The sequence below is a fragment of the Rhizobium phaseoli genome (assembly GCF_001664385.1).
Lineage (GTDB): Bacteria > Pseudomonadota > Alphaproteobacteria > Rhizobiales > Rhizobiaceae > Rhizobium > Rhizobium phaseoli.
Window position 1 is genome coordinate 182,910 of record NZ_CP013533.1, and the last position, 18,098, is coordinate 201,007.

General features: G+C 62.1%; 20 protein-coding genes and 1 pseudogene. 17 read left to right on the forward strand and 4 right to left on the reverse strand.

All coding sequences use genetic code 11. The features are described from left to right. Entirely contained in the window at window positions 1-1,602 is a 1,602-nt protein-coding gene (locus tag AMC88_RS22555; RefSeq protein WP_064825994.1) for a copper resistance CopC/CopD family protein, read from the forward strand. A 67-nt stretch (window positions 1,603-1,669) separates the two neighbouring features. Further along, window positions 1,670-2,152 carry an NUDIX hydrolase gene (locus AMC88_RS22560; protein WP_064825995.1) on the forward strand — a complete coding sequence of 161 codons (483 nt, stop codon included), beginning with the start codon at window positions 1,670-1,672 and terminating at the stop codon, window positions 2,150-2,152. Window positions 2,153-2,187: 35 nt separating this feature from the next. Here AMC88_RS22560 and AMC88_RS22565 read toward each other — a convergent pair whose 3' ends face one another. Both AMC88_RS22565 and AMC88_RS33745 read right to left on the reverse strand, forming a co-directional pair. Then, entirely contained in the window at window positions 2,188-2,676 is a 489-nt protein-coding gene (locus AMC88_RS22565) for a hypothetical protein (protein WP_064819749.1), read from the reverse strand. A gap of 4 nt (window positions 2,677-2,680) precedes the next feature. Beyond that, window positions 2,681-2,836: a hypothetical protein gene (locus AMC88_RS33745; protein ID WP_096477939.1), complete on the reverse strand. Its 156-nt coding sequence runs from the start codon at window positions 2,834-2,836 to the stop codon at window positions 2,681-2,683. Between the two features lie 186 nt (window positions 2,837-3,022). Between AMC88_RS33745 and AMC88_RS22570 the strand changes: the two genes are divergently transcribed. The 6 genes from AMC88_RS22570 (at window position 3,023) to AMC88_RS22595 (ending at window position 8,420) form a co-directional block, all read left to right on the forward strand. Next, window positions 3,023-3,481: a cytochrome c oxidase subunit 3 gene (locus tag AMC88_RS22570; protein ID WP_404817288.1), complete on the forward strand. Its 459-nt coding sequence runs from the start codon at window positions 3,023-3,025 to the stop codon at window positions 3,479-3,481. Next, window positions 3,478-3,771: a cytochrome C oxidase subunit IV family protein gene (locus AMC88_RS22575; protein WP_064825996.1), complete on the forward strand. Its 294-nt coding sequence runs from the start codon at window positions 3,478-3,480 to the stop codon at window positions 3,769-3,771. Before AMC88_RS22570 ends, AMC88_RS22575 begins: the two co-directional genes overlap by 4 nt. Before the next feature lie 100 nt (window positions 3,772-3,871). Beyond that, the gene (locus AMC88_RS22580; protein WP_016737099.1) at window positions 3,872-4,324 is read left to right on the forward strand and encodes a c-type cytochrome; all 453 of its coding nucleotides are present in this window, start codon (window positions 3,872-3,874) and stop codon (window positions 4,322-4,324) included. Window positions 4,325-4,343: 19 nt separating this feature from the next. Next, window positions 4,344-5,684 carry a cbb3-type cytochrome c oxidase subunit I gene (locus AMC88_RS22585; RefSeq protein ID WP_064825997.1) on the forward strand — a complete coding sequence of 447 codons (1,341 nt, stop codon included), beginning with the start codon at window positions 4,344-4,346 and terminating at the stop codon, window positions 5,682-5,684. 30 nt (window positions 5,685-5,714) lie between these two features. Then, on the forward strand, window positions 5,715-6,530 hold the full coding sequence (locus AMC88_RS22590; protein ID WP_064825998.1) for a CbbQ/NirQ/NorQ/GpvN family protein: 816 nt from the start codon (window positions 5,715-5,717) through the stop codon (window positions 6,528-6,530). A gap of 3 nt (window positions 6,531-6,533) precedes the next feature. Continuing rightward, window positions 6,534-8,420: a nitric oxide reductase activation protein NorD gene (locus AMC88_RS22595; protein ID WP_064825999.1), complete on the forward strand. Its 1,887-nt coding sequence runs from the start codon at window positions 6,534-6,536 to the stop codon at window positions 8,418-8,420. Window positions 8,421-8,536: 116 nt separating this feature from the next. Here AMC88_RS22595 and hemN read toward each other — a convergent pair whose 3' ends face one another. Continuing rightward, complete coding sequence (gene hemN / locus AMC88_RS22600) at window positions 8,537-9,889, reverse strand: oxygen-independent coproporphyrinogen III oxidase (protein ID WP_064826000.1); 1,353 nt, start codon at window positions 9,887-9,889, stop codon at window positions 8,537-8,539. Between the two features lie 217 nt (window positions 9,890-10,106). On the opposite strand from hemN, the gene AMC88_RS22605 reads away from it, so the two are divergent. Genes AMC88_RS22605 through AMC88_RS22620 form a run of 4 tightly spaced genes read left to right on the forward strand, consistent with a single transcriptional unit; the run spans window position 10,107 to window position 12,605 of the window. Beyond that, window positions 10,107-10,391 carry a DUF2249 domain-containing protein gene (locus AMC88_RS22605; RefSeq protein WP_064826001.1) on the forward strand — a complete coding sequence of 95 codons (285 nt, stop codon included), beginning with the start codon at window positions 10,107-10,109 and terminating at the stop codon, window positions 10,389-10,391. A 15-nt stretch (window positions 10,392-10,406) separates the two neighbouring features. Next, window positions 10,407-11,759 (forward strand): hypothetical protein, encoded by a 1,353-nt coding sequence (locus AMC88_RS22610; RefSeq protein ID WP_064826002.1) that lies wholly within the window; start codon window positions 10,407-10,409, stop codon window positions 11,757-11,759. Between the two features lie 5 nt (window positions 11,760-11,764). After that, entirely contained in the window at window positions 11,765-12,295 is a 531-nt protein-coding gene (locus AMC88_RS22615) for a DUF2249 domain-containing protein (protein ID WP_064826003.1), read from the forward strand. Further along, window positions 12,282-12,605, forward strand: a complete 324-nt coding sequence (locus tag AMC88_RS22620; RefSeq protein WP_167355298.1) for a metal-sulfur cluster assembly factor — start codon at window positions 12,282-12,284, stop codon at window positions 12,603-12,605. The genes AMC88_RS22615 and AMC88_RS22620 overlap by 14 nt, the downstream gene beginning before the upstream one ends. Window positions 12,606-12,623: 18 nt before the next feature. Here AMC88_RS22620 and AMC88_RS22625 read toward each other — a convergent pair whose 3' ends face one another. Then, complete coding sequence (locus tag AMC88_RS22625; RefSeq protein ID WP_064826004.1) at window positions 12,624-13,838, reverse strand: NnrS family protein; 1,215 nt, start codon at window positions 13,836-13,838, stop codon at window positions 12,624-12,626. Between the two features lie 201 nt (window positions 13,839-14,039). On the opposite strand from AMC88_RS22625, the gene nirK reads away from it, so the two are divergent. The 5 genes and pseudogenes from nirK (at window position 14,040) to AMC88_RS22650 (ending at window position 18,035) form a co-directional block, all read left to right on the forward strand. Then, window positions 14,040-15,194, forward strand: a complete 1,155-nt coding sequence (gene nirK / locus AMC88_RS22630; protein ID WP_064826005.1) for a copper-containing nitrite reductase — start codon at window positions 14,040-14,042, stop codon at window positions 15,192-15,194. Between the two features lie 80 nt (window positions 15,195-15,274). Further along, window positions 15,275-16,241 (forward strand): annotated as a pseudogene (locus AMC88_RS22635) (SUMF1/EgtB/PvdO family nonheme iron enzyme). After that, window positions 16,231-16,926 carry a Crp/Fnr family transcriptional regulator gene (locus AMC88_RS22640; RefSeq protein WP_029532140.1) on the forward strand — a complete coding sequence of 232 codons (696 nt, stop codon included), beginning with the start codon at window positions 16,231-16,233 and terminating at the stop codon, window positions 16,924-16,926. Before AMC88_RS22635 ends, AMC88_RS22640 begins: the two are co-directional and overlap by 11 nt. 18 nt (window positions 16,927-16,944) lie before the next feature. Next, the gene (locus AMC88_RS22645) at window positions 16,945-17,625 is read left to right on the forward strand and encodes an NnrU family protein (RefSeq protein WP_064826006.1); all 681 of its coding nucleotides are present in this window, start codon (window positions 16,945-16,947) and stop codon (window positions 17,623-17,625) included. A gap of 77 nt (window positions 17,626-17,702) precedes the next feature. Continuing rightward, entirely contained in the window at window positions 17,703-18,035 is a 333-nt protein-coding gene (locus AMC88_RS22650) for a hypothetical protein (RefSeq protein WP_016737085.1), read from the forward strand. Window positions 18,036-18,098: the final 63 nt, after the last annotated feature.

Below are 18,098 nucleotides of genomic sequence, written 5' to 3' on the forward strand. Positions count from 1 at the left end.
ATGCGGTCCTTGAAGGCGGACAACCTCGCGGCGCGGCTCCTGCAGGCTGCTTGCGCCGCCGCCATTATCGCGATGGCCACGTTTCTGCCGACAGCCGCGCTTGCCCACGCCGCCCTCAAACGTTCGACACCAGCCGCCAACGAGACGCTGGACCGGCTACCGGCCGAAGTCGAACTGCATTTTAATGAACCGGTCCGACTTATCCGGGCAACGGCCAACGGGGATAGCGGCGCGAGCCGGGAATTGGACGCCGAGACATCAGGTGCCGATGTCCGATTGCGCTTCCCGGACTGGACTATCCGCGGCACCCTGATCGTCAGTTACCGCGTCGCGTCCGAAGACGGCCATCCCGTCGGCGGCGCGCTTGTGTTCAATGTCGGCGCACCTTCGGCTGGGTTGTCGGTTGCGGCCGGCGAGCCGGCCGGTCTTTCGTTGCCGATTGCCATCTGGCTCGTGCACACGGCCACGGTTCTGTTCCTGGCATTTGTCGTCGGCGGTGCGCTTTTTGACCGCTGGCTGGGCGCCGGCCGCGGCCTGGCGCCAGGCCTCGCAACCATCTTGCCGCCTGGAACATCTCTCTTGGTGGCGGGCCTCTATCTGCAGGGATTGGACGAAGCGGGAAGCGGCCTTGCCTACGCGGGCGCTGAGCCGCTCCGGATCGCTCTGCAAGGCAATGCGGCAATTTGCGCCAGCCTGTTCTTTTTGTCGTTCCTGATCATCGCGCTTCCTTTTGCCGGCCGCAAGTTCGTCGGCCGCATCCTTGCCGTGACGGCTCTGCTGCTCGCCGCGAGCGCCTTTACCTTCAGCGGGCATTGCAGCCTGGCCGACCCGCGCTGGCTGGCGGGGACAGCGATGTTTCTCCACAGCGCGACGCTGCTGTTCTGGATAGGAAGCCTGCCGCCGCTCTGGCAGCTCTGCCGGAGGCCGTTAGACCTGCGCCCGCTGGTGGGCTTCTCGCGGAATATCCCCTATGCCTTCGTCATGATGATCCTTGCCGGATTTGTGCTGGCGATCGCGGAGCTTCCGGCCCTTTCCCAGATCCTGGCATCACTCTACGGCCGGATCCTCGTCGTCAAGATCATGTTCGTCGCGGCACTGTGCGTGCTCGCCGCCTATAACCGCTTCTGGCTGACAGGCGCGACTTTGGCGGGAGACGCGGTTGCGAGAGGACGGCTGCGGCGCAGCATTGTTATTGAAATCATCCTGGCCGTCGCGATCATCGGCGCGGCCGGTCTCTGGCGATTTGCCGGGCCGGGGCAAGCGGACGCCGCCGAGGTTTCGGCAATGGCATCCGTGCATCTGCATGCCGACGAGGTGATGGCGCAACTTGACCTGCAAGCCGGGAGCAACGGGACCGCAGATATTCACGTCGCCGTCATGGCTCCCGATTTCGGTGCGCTCGATGCCCGGCAGGTCATTCTCCGCCTGAGGAACCCGGGATCCGCAATCGAACCGATGAAGTTCGAACTGACCAAAGCACCGGAGGGCGGATGGAAGGCGAGCGGGCTTCCGGTGAGGGACCCCAAAGGCTGGTTGGCGGATCTGGAAGTGCTGATCGACGATTTCCATTCCGTGCATCTTGAAGGCGGCCTGTCGGAATAACGGCCGCGGCGAAATTCAACCATGGCGTCCACTTGCCCGAAATAAACAACCGACCCATCTTTGAGGAATGAACAAGGCGCCGACACTCTTGTCCGAGCTTGCCGACCATGCCGAGACGATCCTCCTCGGCAAGGCGCTGGAGCAATTCGGCGCGCTTTGCCTGCGGCAGGGACCAGGCGGCGGTTCCGAAGTTCTGCTGATCACGACGCGCGAAACCGGCCGGTGGACCATCCCCAAGGGCTGGCCGATCAAGGGGCTCGCCCCGCATGAGGTGGTCGAGCGTGAAGCCTGGGAAGAGGCTGGCGTGAAGGGGCGGGCGAAGAAGCGCGCTTTCGGCTGTTTCTCCTATCTCAAGACGCTTCAGGATGGCAGGCAGGTGCCGTCATTCGTGACGGTGCACATCATGACGGTTCGCCGCACCAAGGCCAATTTTCCGGAACGCAGGGAGCGCAGGCTCGCCTGGGTGCCGCCTCTCGAGGCGGCATCCTTGGTGAACGAGCCGGAATTGAAAAGCCTGTTCCGGCGCGTCGAACGGCAAGCGCTTTCCTGAGGCTTGACACCTGGGACAGGAAATCCAGCGATCGCTCAGGCCGCTTCCGTCTGCTCGGGCGCATTATCCAGGCGTGCTGCCACCACCATGGCCCGCTGCATCAATCGCATGATTTCGCGTTCCGACCTGATATGGCCGCGCATCGAGCAGAAGAACGAACGCAGCTGGTATCCGACCGCTTCCCAGGAGAGCCGGCAGCGCCCCTCACCCAGGCTTTCCAGCGTGACGACGATGTCCTGTGCGGCGCCATGATCGAATAGGCGCCCTGCCCGCCGGCGTTCTTCCGCCTCGGCTCTTTCCCCGGCGTCCATGATCAGGCCGAGTCTCGCCGAGATCAGGCGTTTTTCAAGCTCATGCGTCGTCAGCAGCAGCGGCAACAGACCGCTTGAGATACGGTCGCAGAGGTCCTCGTCGATGTGGCAGGGCAGGAAATCGGCGATGGCCTGGAGCACGTCGCACCAGGACATCAGCTGGTCGTAGCAGCATTCGAGTTCTGCAAAATCGGTCGGGATCGGCGTCTTCATCATATTACCTCTGCAGGAACAGGCTGGCGGCGATTGCGATTGACGCGAGTACCGCTGAGATCGTGCCCATCCGCTGCAGCACACCCATGCGATAGAGGGCGATTGCGAATACGATGATCACGGGGGTTGCTATCGACAGTCCAATTTGCGCGTTGGTCATCAGGATCTCCTTTCGGCAGACCCTAGGCGTTCCGATCGGTGCACTCTTTGCGATCGGTCAAAGAGCGCGCGCGATATCATCCCTATCGTCGCAGCCATGACAGCGATGATTTCATCCGAGCCCCACGGCCAAGCCGCACCCCAGAGCGACGATCTTCTGGTATGGATCCTGGCGTGGAGCGAACTCGTGGCTTTTGCGGCCCTGTTGACGGGCTTCGTCATCGCGTCGTGGTTCCAGCCGGAGGCATTTGCGGCCGGAAAGGCCAGGCTCCATCATGATATTGCAATCGCCAATACCGTCATCCTTCTGGCCAGCGGCTGGTTTGCGGCGCTCGCTCCACGATCCGCCAGCGTAGGACGGCAACGCCTGGCCCTGCTGGCTGCAGCCGCCGGCGGGATTTTGTTCGTCGCTGTCAAACTTTACGAATATCGAGCAGAGGGCGCCTCACTGCTTGCCGAGGACGTCTTCTCGCAGCCTTACGTCCTGATAACGGGGTTTCATCTGGCGCATGTGCTGTTCGGAGCCCTGGTCCTCGCGCTGATGGCCCGTTTCCCATCGCCTGAGAATATCCATCTCATGACGACCCTCTGGCATGTCATCGACATCGTCTGGCTGGTCATGTTCCCGGTGATTTATCTCCTATGAAGACAGGCAACACGGCGAAGGCTCCGTTGCGGGCGCTGATCCTGCTTCTCATGCTGACATTTTGCCTCTTTGCAACCTCGAAGCTTCCGTCAGGTCCTGCGGCAAGAGCCGGATTGGTTCTCGCAGCCGTCGCAATCGCCTTGGCGAAGGTGCGTCTCGTCGTCCTCGACTTCCTCGGCCTGCGTCACAGCAGTTCGCTGCTCGCACGCGCGTTGCTCTTGTGGGCTGGGGCGGTGTTGCTGGTCGCTTTGGCGAGGGCAACTGCATTCTCCGCTGTCTTTGCGAATTAACAAAGAACCGCCTCCGCCCTTCCGGCATCCAGGAGACGCGAGCCTTGCCTCCGTTTTCGACGTCACGGCGGGCTCCGCCACCGACATGAAGGGATCATCGATGGCTGAACGCCTGACAAAAACCGCGGCCCGAAACGTGTTCTACGGCGGATCGGCCTTTTTCTTCGCCATATTCGTCGGGCTGACGGCCCACAGCCACTATTACATCAGGACGGTATCGACCAACGAGGCGACGCTGACCGAGAGCGTCGCCCGGGGGAAACACATCTGGGAGAAGAACGCCTGCATCAACTGCCACACGCTGGACGGTGAAGGCGCCTATTTCGCACCCGAGCTCTCCAACGTCTGGATACGCTGGGGCGGCGACAAGGATCCGGCAAGCGCCCGCGAGGCGCTCCACGCCTGGATGGCGGCGCAACCCTCCGGCATCGAGGGCCGCAGGCAGATGCCGCAATTCAATCTGACCGATGAAGAAGTGAACGATCTCGCGGACTTCCTGGAATGGGTCAGCAAGATGAACACGCAGGCATGGCCGCCGAACCAGGCAGGCTGACGGGCGAGAGGATCAAGCAATGAAATACAAGACACAAAGCGTCGCCATGCTCTATTTCTACGGAGCGCTCGCTCTTTTCATGGCGCAACTGCTGTTCGGCGTGCTGGCAGGCACCATCTACGTTCTGCCGAATACGCTGTCGGTCGCGCTGCCGTTCAACATCGTCCGCATGATCCACACGAACGCGCTCATCGTCTGGCTGCTGATGGGCTTCATGGGCACCACTTACTTCCTCCTCCCGGAGGAGTGCGAGACCGAGCTCTACAGTCCGAAACTCGCCATCGCGCAATTCTGGATATTCCTGGTGGCGGCGGCGGTTGCCGTCATCGGTTACCTGTTCCACATTCACGAAGGCCGCGAGTTTCTCGAGCAGCCCTTTGCGATTAAGGTCGGCATCGTCGTCGTCGCCTTGATGTTCCTGTTCAACGTGACGATGACGGCTTTGAAGGGGCGCAAGACCACCATTACCAACATCCTGCTATTCGGGCTCTGGGGTGTGGCGATCTTTTTCCTGTTTGCCTTCTACAACCCCGTCAACCTGGCGCTGGACAAGATGTACTGGTGGTATGTCGTCCATCTATGGGTCGAAGGCGTCTGGGAACTGATCATGGCCTCGGTCCTGGCCTTCCTGATGATCAGGCTGAATGGCATCGACCGGGAAGTCATCGAGAAATGGCTCTATGTGATCATCGGCCTGGCGCTCTTCTCCGGCATTCTCGGCACCGGCCACCACTACTACTGGATCGGCGCGCCCGGATACTGGCAGTGGATCGGATCGCTGTTTTCGACCCTTGAGGTCGCCCCATTCTTCACCATGGTGATTTTTACCTTCGTCATGACCTGGAAGGCCGGCCGCAAGCATGAGAACAAGGCAGCGCTGCTGTGGTCGATCGGATGCTCGGTCATGGCCTTCTTCGGCGCCGGCGTCTGGGGCTTCCTGCATACGCTGTCCTCGGTGAATTATTATACGCATGGCACGCAGGTGACCGCGGCGCACGGGCACCTCGCCTTCTTCGGCGCCTACGTGATGCTCAACCTGGCGGCGATGGCCTATGCCATTCCTCAGATCCGCGGCCGGGCACCCTATAATCAGTGGCTTTCGATCACGAGCTTCTGGATCATGTGCACGGCGATGTCGGTGATGACCTTCGCCCTCACCTTTGCCGGCATCATCCAGGTTCATCTGCAGAGGATCCTCGGCGAGGCCTACATGGACGTGCAGGACCAGCTCGGTGTCTTCTACTGGATCAGGCTCGGCTCCGGCGTCTTCGTCTTCATCAGCGCGCTGATGTTCATCTGGTCGGTCCTCGTTCCGGGCCGTGCCTGCCTGCCCGACGCAATCGCACAGCCCGCCGAATAGGCGGGCTCCCCCCTTCTGGAGAACAGAGAAATGACGATCGCGCTTAATCTTCCGCTCAATCCGAATGCCGGAATTCCGCACTACACCGCCCATGGAAACGAATGCGCGCTTTTCGAGAGCGCCTGGAGCCGGCAGCTGCCCATTTTGCTCAAAGGGCCGACAGGCTGCGGCAAGACCAGGTTCGTGCATCACATGGCCGCGCGCCTGGGGCTGCCGGTCTCGACCGTATCCTGCCATGACGATCTCACCGCCGCCGATCTGACCGGCCGCTATCTGTTGAAAGGCGGCGAAACCGTCTGGGTCGACGGTCCGCTGACCAAAGCCGTGCGCGAGGGCGGCATCTGCTACCTCGACGAGATCGTCGAAGCCCGCAAAGACGTCGCCGTCGTTCTTCACCCACTGACGGACAACCGCCGGCTGCTGCCGCTCGAGCGCACTGGCGAGCTTATCGAGGCGCAATCCTCCTTCATGGTGGTCGTGTCATATAATCCGGGTTACCAGAATCTGATGAAATCGCTGAAGCCCAGCACGCGCCAGCGCTTCGTGTCGATCGAGTTCGACTTTCTTCCCAGAGATCGCGAGATTGCGACCGTATCGATCGAGAGCGGCCTGGCCGAAAGCCGGGTGGCGCCGCTGGTGGACCTTGCCCGCCGGCTTCGTAAGCTTAAGGGACAGGATCTCGAGGAAGGAGTGTCGACGCGCCTCATCATCTACTGCGCGACCCTCGTCGAAGCCGGGATGCCGCTTGTTGAGGCGGTGAGAGCCGCGATCATCGAGCCGCTGACGGATGAAGCCGATGTGAAGGCCGCTCTTGTCGAAGTGGCCGCAGCAACGCTCGGCAGGTGAGAGATGCTCGAATTCCTGGAACTCGAGGAAACGGTCGGACGCGCGTGGCACCGCCTCGTCGGCGACACACGCTCCTGGCCTCGCCATCCGCAGCATGCAGTCAAACTGGCTGACATCAGATCGCAACTGTCGGTCTGCTTCCGTGCCTTTGGCGGCGAGCCGACTTTGCAGATCCAGAAATCGCGCCGGCAGAGTTCGTCGCATCGGCTGCGTTTCCGGCAGGTCGTCGGTCTCGGCGAGGAGAGAAGCGATCATCCGACCTGGGACGGCAGCGCCCTCCATCTGCCTGCGTCGATCGATATTTTCGATGACGAACGGCTGAACCGGGATCTCTATTTCTGGCTCGCGGCCTACATTGCGGTGGCTTGCGCTCCCGACCGCAGGGCGGACGACGCCATGCTTTCCGACATTGGCCGGATCGAAGCGGGGCGCAGAACCGCTGCGCGAGTGGTCGCGACCTTTCCCGGCATGCATGCCCGGTACCTCCGCCTGAGCGAGACCATTCTCGCATGCCGAACCCGCGGCAGGCTGCCCAAGGCCGAGAGGCAGATCGAGGATTATCTGCGCTTCGCCCTGGCATTTCCCTTGGGGGATCGGCTGCCCGACGTTATCCGGCCAACGGCAGCCAACGCGCCCCCGGGCTATCTGCCGATGCTGCCTGTCCCGATCTGGCCCGACTTCACCGGACGCGCGGAAGCTGAAAAGTCCGACCGCGAGGACCTTCCCTCCGAGGGTAGCGAGGCGGGCCCTGCCCGCCCTTCGCATCAGGCAGTCCGCAAGAAGGATGCCGACGACCGCAGGCGCGATCCCTTTATCCTCAACCGCTTCGAAAAGATCCTCGCCATGGCCGAGATGGTCAACGTCGACCGTCCGACGGATGACCGCGACGACGACGATGCCGGCGCAGCCGACGAGCTCGACGAGATCAGCTTGAGCGAATCGCGGGAGCGGCCGAAGTCGAAATTCCGTTTCGACCTGGATCTTTCCCCGGAAGCCTCGGACGTCTCGCAGATCCATGGCGCATTCACCTATCCCGAATGGGACTACCGCAGAAAGCAATATATGGCGGATCACTGCCGCGTCCTCCCCGGCACCGTCCCGGCCGCGCCGCAGGCGACCGTCGCGACCGATAAGGCCATCGTGCGCGCGATCAGACGTCAATTCGAGACTCTGAGATCGAAGCGGGAGATCCGGAAGGCGCAACTCGACGGCAACGACCTCGACCTCGAGGCGGTGATACGGGCGCGCGCCGATCTGCTTGCGACCGGCCAAACGGATGACCGGATTTATGAATGCGCCCGACCTGCTTCACACGAACTTGCGACGTCGATCCTCGTCGACGTCTCGTTGTCGACGGATTCCTGGGTGGATAACCGCAGGGTCCTCGATGTCGAGAAACAGGCGCTCGACGTCTTCGCGCGCGGCCTGGATGCCTGCGGCGACAGTTTCTCCATTCATACTTTCACGTCGAGACGCCGCAACTGGGTACGTATCGACAGCATCAAGGAGTTCGAGGAGACATTCTCGCAGATGACCGCGAGGCGGATCGCCGATCTCAAGCCCGGCTATTACACGCGGATGGGCGCGGCCCTCCGGCATGTGTCGGGGCAGTTGCACAAGCACGCCGCGCGGAAAAAGCTGCTCCTCATCCTGACGGACGGAAAGCCGAACGACGTCGATCATTACGAAGGACGATTTGCCCTGGAGGACAGCCGGAAAGCGGTCGCCGAAGCCCGCATGCTCGGCCAGGCCGTCTTTGCCGTCACCGTGGACCGCAACGCCGGCGACTATTTGCCGGCAATCTTCGGACGGGCGGGCTTTGCCGTGATCTCGGAGCTTTCGAAACTGCCGGGCGCACTGCCGGCGATCTACCGAAACCTCACCGCCTGAGCGCATACACGAACAGGCCGGAGCCGCTCGAATGGCGCCTCCGGCCTGGTTTGCTGCTCTTTGTTGTGATGCATGCCGTTGTCCCGCAACCGCTGCACACGTCCGGGCCGCATGCATCAGGCTGCCTTGCTGTGCGTGCGCCCGTGCGAGCCGAAATAGGCGTCGAACGCCGCCGCGACGGCACGGACCATGAAGCGCGCCTCCTGGGACACGATGATCCGCTCGCCGCTGATCGTCACGACGCCGTCCGCCATGAGCTCGCCGAGACGGTCGTTACGCTCGACAAGGAAGCCGGTGTCGAAACCCGACCCGCTGCTCAGCTTTCCGAGATCGGCTTCGAAATCGCACATCAGCCTCTCGATGATCTTCGCCCGAAGTTTGTCCTCTTCTGTAAGAAGATATCCCTTGGCGGTCGGCAGGACGCCGGAGGCAATCCGCTCGGCATAGAGGCCGAGCGGCACGTGGTTCTGCATATAGCCGGTCGGCAGCCGCCCGATCGCAGAAGCGCCGAGGCCGATCAGGCTGTCGCAATCATCCGTGGTATAGCCCTGGAAGTTCCTTCTCATCGCGCCGTTGCGTGCGGCGAGCGCCAGCTGATCGTCCGGCAGTGCAAAATGATCGAGCCCGATACGCTGATATCCGGCCTTCTGCAGCTCCTCGGCGATCGCTTCCGCCTGCTCGTTGCGCTGTTTTGCGTCCGGCAGCGTGCTTTCGTCGATCAGGCGCTGATGCTTCTTGAAAGCGGGTATGTGGGCATAACCGAAAACGGCGAAACGTTCGGGACGCAGCTCTGCAGCCAGCCGGACCGTTTCGATGCAGGATCGGACGGTCTGTTTCGGAAGGCCATAAATCAGGTCGAAATTGATGCTGCTCACGCCTGAAGAGCGCAGGCCGACGACCGCCGTTTCCGTCTGCTCGAAGGACTGCAGCCGATTGATGGCCGCCTGCACGACCGGATCGAAGCTCTGGACGCCGAGGCTTGCCCGGTCGACGCCGTTTTCGGCGAGCGCCTCGATCATGGGGGCAGCCAACGTGCGCGGATCGATCTCGACGGCGACGCCGGCGTCCGCCTCGAAAGCGAAGGCGCTCCTGAGCTTTGCCATCAGAGCGGAAAATTCCTGCGGTCTCATGATCGTCGGCGTGCCGCCGCCGAAGTGCACGTTCTTGACGGGCACGTCGTTTCCAGCCGCAAAGGAGACGAGCTCGATCTCTTGGCTCATCACGTCAAGATAGTCGGCGACCGGGGCATCTTGCCGGGTGATGGTCGTGTGGCAGCCGCAGTACCAGCACATCGAGCGGCAGAACGGGACGTGGAGGTAAACCGAAACCGGGCCGGCTTTGGCGATATCGGCGAGGCCGCCGGCATATTCATCCGGCCCCACGGTAGCAGAAAAAGCCGGCGCCGTCGGGTAACTCGTATAACGCGGAAGCCGCGCATCGCCATATTTGGCGATCAGATCGTTGGACATTGTCACATCCCCTTTTCAAAAGCAGGATGCTTTATGACCTCCGGCCGCGCGGTCTTCCTTGTCCCAAATCAATGATGAGGTCTTCGCCAGGAATCATCCGGATATTTGTCCGCTGTCAAAGTCAGTTCTCCCGAAGCCGCCTAGGATCTCGTTCTGACATGGGACGAGCCGCGGTCCCGTCTGTTCTAAGAGACGCGGCACAAGGAAACGAGCAAGAATGACTGATACGCAACACGTTCAGGGCGAAACTCCCCATATTGATGTCCGCGTGCTGTCGCCGGTCGAGCGGCACCCCCGGATCTTCGGCACACTCCATGCGCTGGCCCCCGGCGACAGTTTGTTGATCACCAGCGATCACGAGCCTCGGCCTCTGCATTATCAGCTTGAAACCGGATTTCCGGGCAAGTTCTCCTGGGATTATCTGGAGCAAGGCCCTGATATCTGGCGGGTGCAGATCACCCGGCAGGATGCCGGCTGCGACTGCTGCTGCGGCAGCCACTAAGTTCGGATCGGCGCGATGATGCCTGTCGGCACAACCCTGTCGCGTTGGACGATGGCCTACTTCGGCGCGGCGCTCTTCTTCCTGCTTCTGGCGGAAAGCCTGCTTTCGGCAGGGCTCTGGGCGCCGTCCTCGGCTGTCGCCGAACCCCATGCGCTCATCATCGTCCATTCGATGACGATCGGCTGGCTCGGCCTGATGATGATTGGGGCGCTGCTGCAGTTCACGCCGGTGCTGACGGGCCTCGGCCTGCCGACCGGCCGGCTCGATCTGCCCTGCCTTGCCGGCACGGTCGCCGGGCTCGGGCTTCTCCTCTGTGGTTTCCAGTTGATCGACATGGGATCGGCCGCGGCCGGCCCTGTCATGGTCGCGGCCTCGGTAGTCCTGCTGGCCTCGCTCCTGTCGATCGCATCGGTGCTGTTATCAGGCCTGTGGCGCGGCCGGGCAGCCCATGCTGCCTCGCCGCTCGTCATGCTCGCCATCGCATGCCTAGCGGTGACGGTCGTGCTGGGATCGCTGTTTGCCGTTGCGGTTTCCGGCGTAACCGCAACGCCCGGCATCAGCGCGTTTGTCGTGAATGCCCTGCCCTTCCACGCGAGCTTCGGCCTCGCCGGATGGATGACCTTTGCCGCGATCGGCGTCAGCTACAAGCTGCTGCCGATGTTCCTGCTTTCCCAAGAGATGCAGAAATCGCCATTCATTCGCGGCACGGGAGCGTTCGCGGCGACCACGCTTGGCGTTGCGACGGTCTCGACGATCTTCGAACCCTCGCTCGGTCAGCGCGTCTTTCTGATCGGATCGCTGTTCTTCCAACTGCCGATCGCGGCCTATCTGGCTGAGCTGTTCCTCACGTATCGGGCAAGACGCCGAAAAGCTCTCGAACCGAACATGTCGGGATCCCTGCCCGCTTTCGTGCTGCTGGGCCTTTCCGTTCCGATGTTCGCGGTAGCCCTTGCCGGCGACGCCGACCCACAGATTTTTGCCGCGATAGCCTATCTGTTCGTTTTCGGCTGGCTGACGGGCCTCGGTCTGTCCCAGCTCCTGAAGATCGTTCCTTTCCTGACCTGGATCGAGGCCTTCGGGCCCCTCCTCGGGCGCGGCCCCACGCCGCGGCTGGCCGACCTCCTCAATGGGCGACGGGCTGCCGCCTGGCTCTCTATCTTCTACCTCGCCGTCGTCGCATCAGCGGCGGCGATCGCGGCCGGATCCGATGCCGGTTTCCGTCTTGCCGTCACGGTACAGACATTGGCTACCGCTGCCCTCGCCATCGAGCTCGTCCTGGCACGCCGCCTGGCGAATGTCGCTCCCGTCACAAGGGGAGCACCTTTTCAACAGCCGGCGCTTTTCGTCGCCGCCAAACCACAGAGGTAATGCCAATGGTTCAGCTCCGCGAACTCGACGTAAGACAGATCCTGCGCGATGGAGGCATGCCGTTTCAGCTCATCATGGATACCTTCGCCAGTCTCGACCCCGACGAAGGCGTGCGGCTTCACGCCATATTCGAACCCGTCCCGCTGATCCGCCAGCTGGAGCAGCGCGGCTATTCGCATCTCAGCAAGCGCCTTGCCGATGACGACTGGGAAATCGATTTCGTCCCTCGTGAGAAGCCGGGCACCGAACCGGTCACGGCAGCCGCAGCGGCGGAGGCAATCTGGCCGGAGCCGAGCTGGAACCTCGATCTGACCGATCTCGCGCCGCCGGAGCCGATGGAACGCATCCTTTCGCGGCTGGAATCGATGAAAAGCGGTGAGGTGCTGTTTGCGCTGCTGAACCGCGAGCCGCTGTTTCTGTTCAATGAGCTGAAGGCGCGCGGCCATGAATGGATCGGGGATTTCGATGCCAGCGGCAAGATCTACAGGATCATGATCAGAGCAACGCCCGCGAATGGTTCCGATGCCCGCACATAAGATCTCCAGATCGGCAATCCTGGCGGCGTTACGCGGCATCGAGGATCCGGAGCTCGGAACGGATATCGTCGAGCTCGGTCTGATCTACGCCATCGGGATTTCGGAGGACGGCGCCGTCAGAATAGAAATGACGACGACGACCCGCTTCTGTCCGGCTTCCGCCTTCATCGCCGAAGCGGTGAAGGCGCGGACCGATGCGATCGACGGCGTTTCGGCAACCGTCGTCGAGATGGTCTACGATCCGGCCTGGTCGCCGGAGATGATGGGACGCCTGCCGAGGGAATATATGCGGAGGCCGCCACGTTCTTAAGCGCGGCGGCATTCGCCCTCATGACTTTCTCGCGACGAGAGGTTTCCGGTCGCGGCACAGGAACGGGGCATGTTCGAGCGCAAACAGGCCGAACGCCACCGCCCAGCCGATTGCAGACAGCAATAATATCCCCGTGGTGGCGGCGGGCAGCAATTCCGCCAGGGGCCGCAGGACAGCAACGGCAGCAAGCACGACATAGGATGCGTTGGTCACGCGGCTCGATTTGAGTTGCCGCCCCGTATGGCCGCGGCTTGCCCGCGTCATGACCGCCAGCATCATCATCGACATGGCGCCGATCGCGAAGATATGAAGAACGGCGACCTGGGAGAGGCCGATCGATCCGAAGGCGATCGCAGCAAATCCCAAAGGGATGAAACCATAGGCGGCGTGCAGCACGAAAAGGATCGGTTCCGGCCAGGTCACCCAGCCCCGCCAGCGGGCGAGCCGAATTGCGTTCATCGCCGCTGCGGCCGCCGCCAACAAGCCGGTTGCGATGGAGTCGGGCCAGATCGCCCAGCTGGCGAGAGACACGGTGCCGGCGATGATGGTTGCGATATCGAAGTGGTTATAGGGGATCGGGAAATCGGTGCGGCCGCGCTGATTGATCCAGTTTCGGGTGAAACTCGGCAGGATGCGCCCTCCGACGACCGTGACGAGCAAAACGTAGGCGCCGAGGCCGAGACGAATGGGAAGCTCCGGATTTCCGCCTCCGATCACCTGGATATGAAAGCATAAATTGGCGACCGACAGGACCGCGAGCCCGGCGACGACCTTGAGATCCTTCCATTTCTTTCCTGCCACCACCTCCCGCGCGCACAAGGCGAGCATGAGCGGCAGGAACAGGCTGTCGATGGCGGTGGCGGCCGTCACCCCGATGCCGCCGCTCGCCAACATGGCGATCCGGCCGGCGCACCACACCGCAAAAAGCACGGCGAGCGGAGGCCCTGATATGGGAAGGCGTCCGGTCCAGTTCGGAATTGCGGTGAGAAGGAACCCGGCGAGAACCGCAGGGGCGAAGCCGAAGAGCATCTCGTGCGCGTGCCAGTAGAGCGCCCCGTAATTGCTTGCCACGGGGATCCCGTAGTTCAGGAATGCCGCCCAGAGGCCGATACTGACGATCGCCCACAATGCCGCCGCCAGAAAGAAAGGGCGAAAGCCGTAAGAGAAAAGGACCAGTCCGGAGCGGCTCATCCCCCGCGGCGTTCTGGTCTCCGCGTCCTTGGTAATCTGCATGATCGATGTCTCCATTTTGATCACACAGAAATGCGCGGGCGCAAGACAGCAGTCGTTGAGATTACGCAAAGATGATCCTTTGAACTTTGTGCCGGCACAAACAGCCAGTTTGCGCCACGTCAAAGATTTCCGTCGGCTTTCTTCTACTCTCCCCTTCGACAGGGCGGCGTCCGCTCAGTCTTCGACTACAGGAGATTAGACATGACAAATACTCTGCAAATGACCCGGCGCACGATGCTGACGGGTGCTGCTGTTGCCGGAGCGCTGACGCCAATCATCGTATCCAGCGCCGCGCAGGCCAATGAAGAGGTTGCAGCCGCCGAGGTCCTCAAGACTGCCAAACAGGTGAAGGTCGACCTGTCGACGCTTCCCCGCGAGAAGGTCGAACTCGTCAAGCCGCCTTTCGTCCATGCCCATCAGCAGAAGGCCGAGGGTGGACCGAAGATCAAGGAAATCACGCTGACCATCCAGGAAAAGAAGATGATCCTGGACAAGGACGGCACCGAGATCAACGCCATGACCTTTGACGGATCGGTTCCCGGTCCGCTGATGGTGGTGCATCAGGACGATTATGTCGAGCTGACCCTCGTCAATCCCGACACCAACACGATGCAGCACAACATCGACTTCCATGCCGCCACCGGCGGACTGGGCGGCGGGGCGCTGACGGTCGTCAACCCCGGTGAGAGCACCGTTCTGCGCTTCAAGGCGACCAAGGCCGGCGTGTTCGTCTATCACTGCGCACCTCCCGGCATGGTGCCGTGGCACGTCACATCGGGCATGAACGGCGCGATCATGGTGCTGCCGCGCGAAGGCCTCAAGGACGGCAAGGGCAAACCCCTCGTCTACGACAAGGTCTATTATGTCGGCGAACAGGATTTCTACATACCGCGCGACGAGACGGGCAAGTTCAAGAAATACGACAGCCCCGGCGAAGCCTACGAAGATACCGTCGCTGCGATGAAAACGCTGACGCCGACCCACATCGTCTTCAACGGCGCTGTCGGGGCGTTGACCGGTGACAATGCGATGACGGCCAAGGTCGGCGAAACCGTGCTGATCGTCCATTCGCAGGCCAATCGTGACACCAGGCCGCATCTGATCGGCGGACATGGCGAATATGTCTGGGCGACCGGCAAATTCCTCAACCCGCCCGACACGGATCAGGAAACCTGGTTCATCCCCGGCGGCACGGCAGGTGCGGCCATTTATACCTTCGCTCAGCCTGGCATCTATGCCTACGTGAACCACAACCTTATCGAGGCCTTCGAGCTGGGGGCGGCGGCCCACTTTAAGGTGACCGGCGAATGGGACAATGATCTCATGACCTCGGTCAGGGCACCGTCGGCAAGCTGACCAGGCGGAGGGGGCGGTGCGCGGGTCAGGGGCGGCCCGCGCACCATTCTCATTTTGGGGGCGCTATTTGCGAAAATATCATGGCCCGGAATGCAGCGATCGAACCAGTTTCAGGCATTTCCATCGCAATTCCTCTTGTGCTGCTCGCGGTGCTTTCGGCTGCGGTCGCGGTGCAAACGGGATTCGTGGCGACGGGCGTTCCTGACATGACCGCTGCGCCGCCTCAGACCATCGTCATTGCGCCGCACCGTTTCGCCTATCGCGACGCCACCGAATATTTCCGCAATGGCCTGGCCATCGACGCGCCGAAGCTCGATATGAATGTGGCTTCGCCGCTTGAAATCATGAAATACCAGACCACGCTTCGCGATTATAATCGCTGCGTGGCCGACGCCATTTGCGCACCGGCCGAGAACCGGGACGACGCCTCGTCGCGGGAAGAAACGCCGGTGACCGGCGTCAGCTATGACGACGCCGTCCAATATGCGGCCTGGCTGTCCGACCATACCGGTATCGAATGGCGGTTGCCGACCGATTTCGAGCTGGCCTATGCCGCCGCCGACCGTTTTCCCGACGACGCTCTCGGCATAGACCCCAATGATCGCAATCCCGCAAACCGCTGGCTCGCCGATTACGAGCGTGAAGCCCGCAGGGCAGCGGCCATTGACCCCCGGCCGCAGCCGTAAGGCTCGTTCGGGATCAGCCAAACCGGTCTGGTGGATTTCGCCGGCAATGTCTGGGAGTGGACGTCGACCTGCAATAAGCGGGTCGAACTCGGCAAGAATGACGGTATCGATGACCCTGACCCCGGGAGTTGCGGGATCATGATCGCAGCCGGCAAGCACCGCGCCCCGATGAGCAGTTTCGTTCGAATTCCCAAGGGCGGCGGATGCTCGGTCGGCAGTCCACCCGACAATCTCGGCTTTCGGCTGGTGCGCACCAGAGGGTTGCTTGAGAGGCTGAAAGACCGGGTGGGCGGAGCGATGACCCGTGTGTTCGAACCGGCGATGAGCCCCCACGGCAGAACAGGATGACGATGAAAGTTGACCGGACGGTTTTGAAAGCGCTGCCGCTCTTTGAACGAATGACGGATACTGATCTCGACGCGATGCTGCAGCATGCCGCTCCGCGCCGCGTCGCGCAGGGTGACGCGGTTTTCGAGCAGGGCGCCCGCGCCAAATCGTTCTTCCTGCTCCTGCACGGCCGTCTCAAGGTGACGCAGGTGACGCCGGACGGACAGCAGATCATCGTGCGGATGGTCCACCCGGGCGATTTGTTCGGCTTCGCGATGGCGTTGCGCCGGGAAGACTATCCCGGGACGGCCGTAGCGGCGGCCGAGAGCCTGGTCATCAGTTGGCCGACGGATATGTGGCCGCGCTTCGTCGAGCAGAATCCCCGCCTGGCCGTGACGGCGATGCAGACGATCGGCCAGCGGCTGGAGGAAGCGCATACGCGTATTCGCGAGATGTCGACCGAGGAGGTGGAAAAGCGGGTGGCGCACGCGGTCCTGAGGCTGTCGAAACAGGCGGGGCGGCCGGTCGGAAGCGGCATTCGCATCGATTTCCCGATATCGCGTCAGGATATTGCCGAAATGACCGGAACGACGCTGCACACCGTGTCGAGAATTCTGAGCGCCTGGGAGGCAAAGGGCATGGTCGAAGGCGGCCGCCAGAAGCTGACGGTCACCGATCCTCAGAAACTTCTCAATCTTGCTGACGGCAAGCGGGATTGAAGCTCCAGGAGAATGAGTTTGACCGAATTCCTTGCCGCCTTCGCGCTCTTTATCGCGCTCCATTCCATTCCGGCGGTTCCGACCATTCGCGCGGAAATTATCCGACGCGTCGGCCGCCCGGTCTATTTCGTCGGCTACTCCGCCGCTTCCACGCTTGCGCTGATCTGGGTTTTTTCCGCCGCCCTCGCGTTGGACTATATCCCCTTGTGGGAGCTCAGGCCCGGCAATGCCGCGGCCGCCTTCGTGCTCGCTCCCTTCGGTATCTTTCTCGTCATCGCCGGACTTTTGAGCGCCAACCCGCTGTCGATCACATTGAACCGGTCGCCGACCCTCGGCACCGTTACGAAGATCACCAGACATCCCGTCCTGTGGGGGTTCGCCGCCTGGGCGAGCGGCCATATCGCCGCTAACGGGGACCTGCGCTCGCTGCTCTTGTTCGGAGGATTTGCCGTCTTTGCGCTCGGGGCGATCCCGATGACCGAAAAGAGGTCGAAACGACGCGTTGGTGTTAGCTGGACAAGGCTCGCCAAACACACGTCGATCTGGCCGTTCGCCGCCTGCTTCAAGGGAGAGCAGCCGAGACTCGATATGCCGATGCTGCTCGCAGGTCTGGCAAGTACGGTCTTGGTCCTATGGCTGCTGTTTGCCGGCGGCCATCGCGCGATGTTCGGCGCCGATCCCCTCGCCCTCTTCAGTTGATCGAAGTCAAAGCATCTTTCAGCCGGCCCCTTAGCCTGCAGAGATCTGGCGACGAGCCCACGACCCGGAGCGATAAAATGCCATATGAAATCGTCACAGCGAGCCTCAACGCGAGAGACAAATCGGGTCGTATCGACGTGCGGTTCGGACCTGAGATCAAGACCCTCGTCGTTTCGCGGCGCGCCCTGCTGTCGGTGGCGTCGCCGCCACGGGCGACGGAACTCCGCCTTCTTCAGTACGTCGATACCTTCTGCCAGATCGCTGCGCGTCGCCTCGCCTGCACCAACGGCGACACGCTTCGCATCACAGCCAACGATGTCCGCAGATGGCTCTGCGCCTGGCAAATCTCGGAAAGCCCGGTGCCAATTCAGGCGGCTCGCCACCCGCTGCACGATGCCAGATCCGGATGATTTCGGCCGGATCGGCCGCCGGCGTTCGATGAGGACAACCGACCGCTTGCTGGTGACACCAGC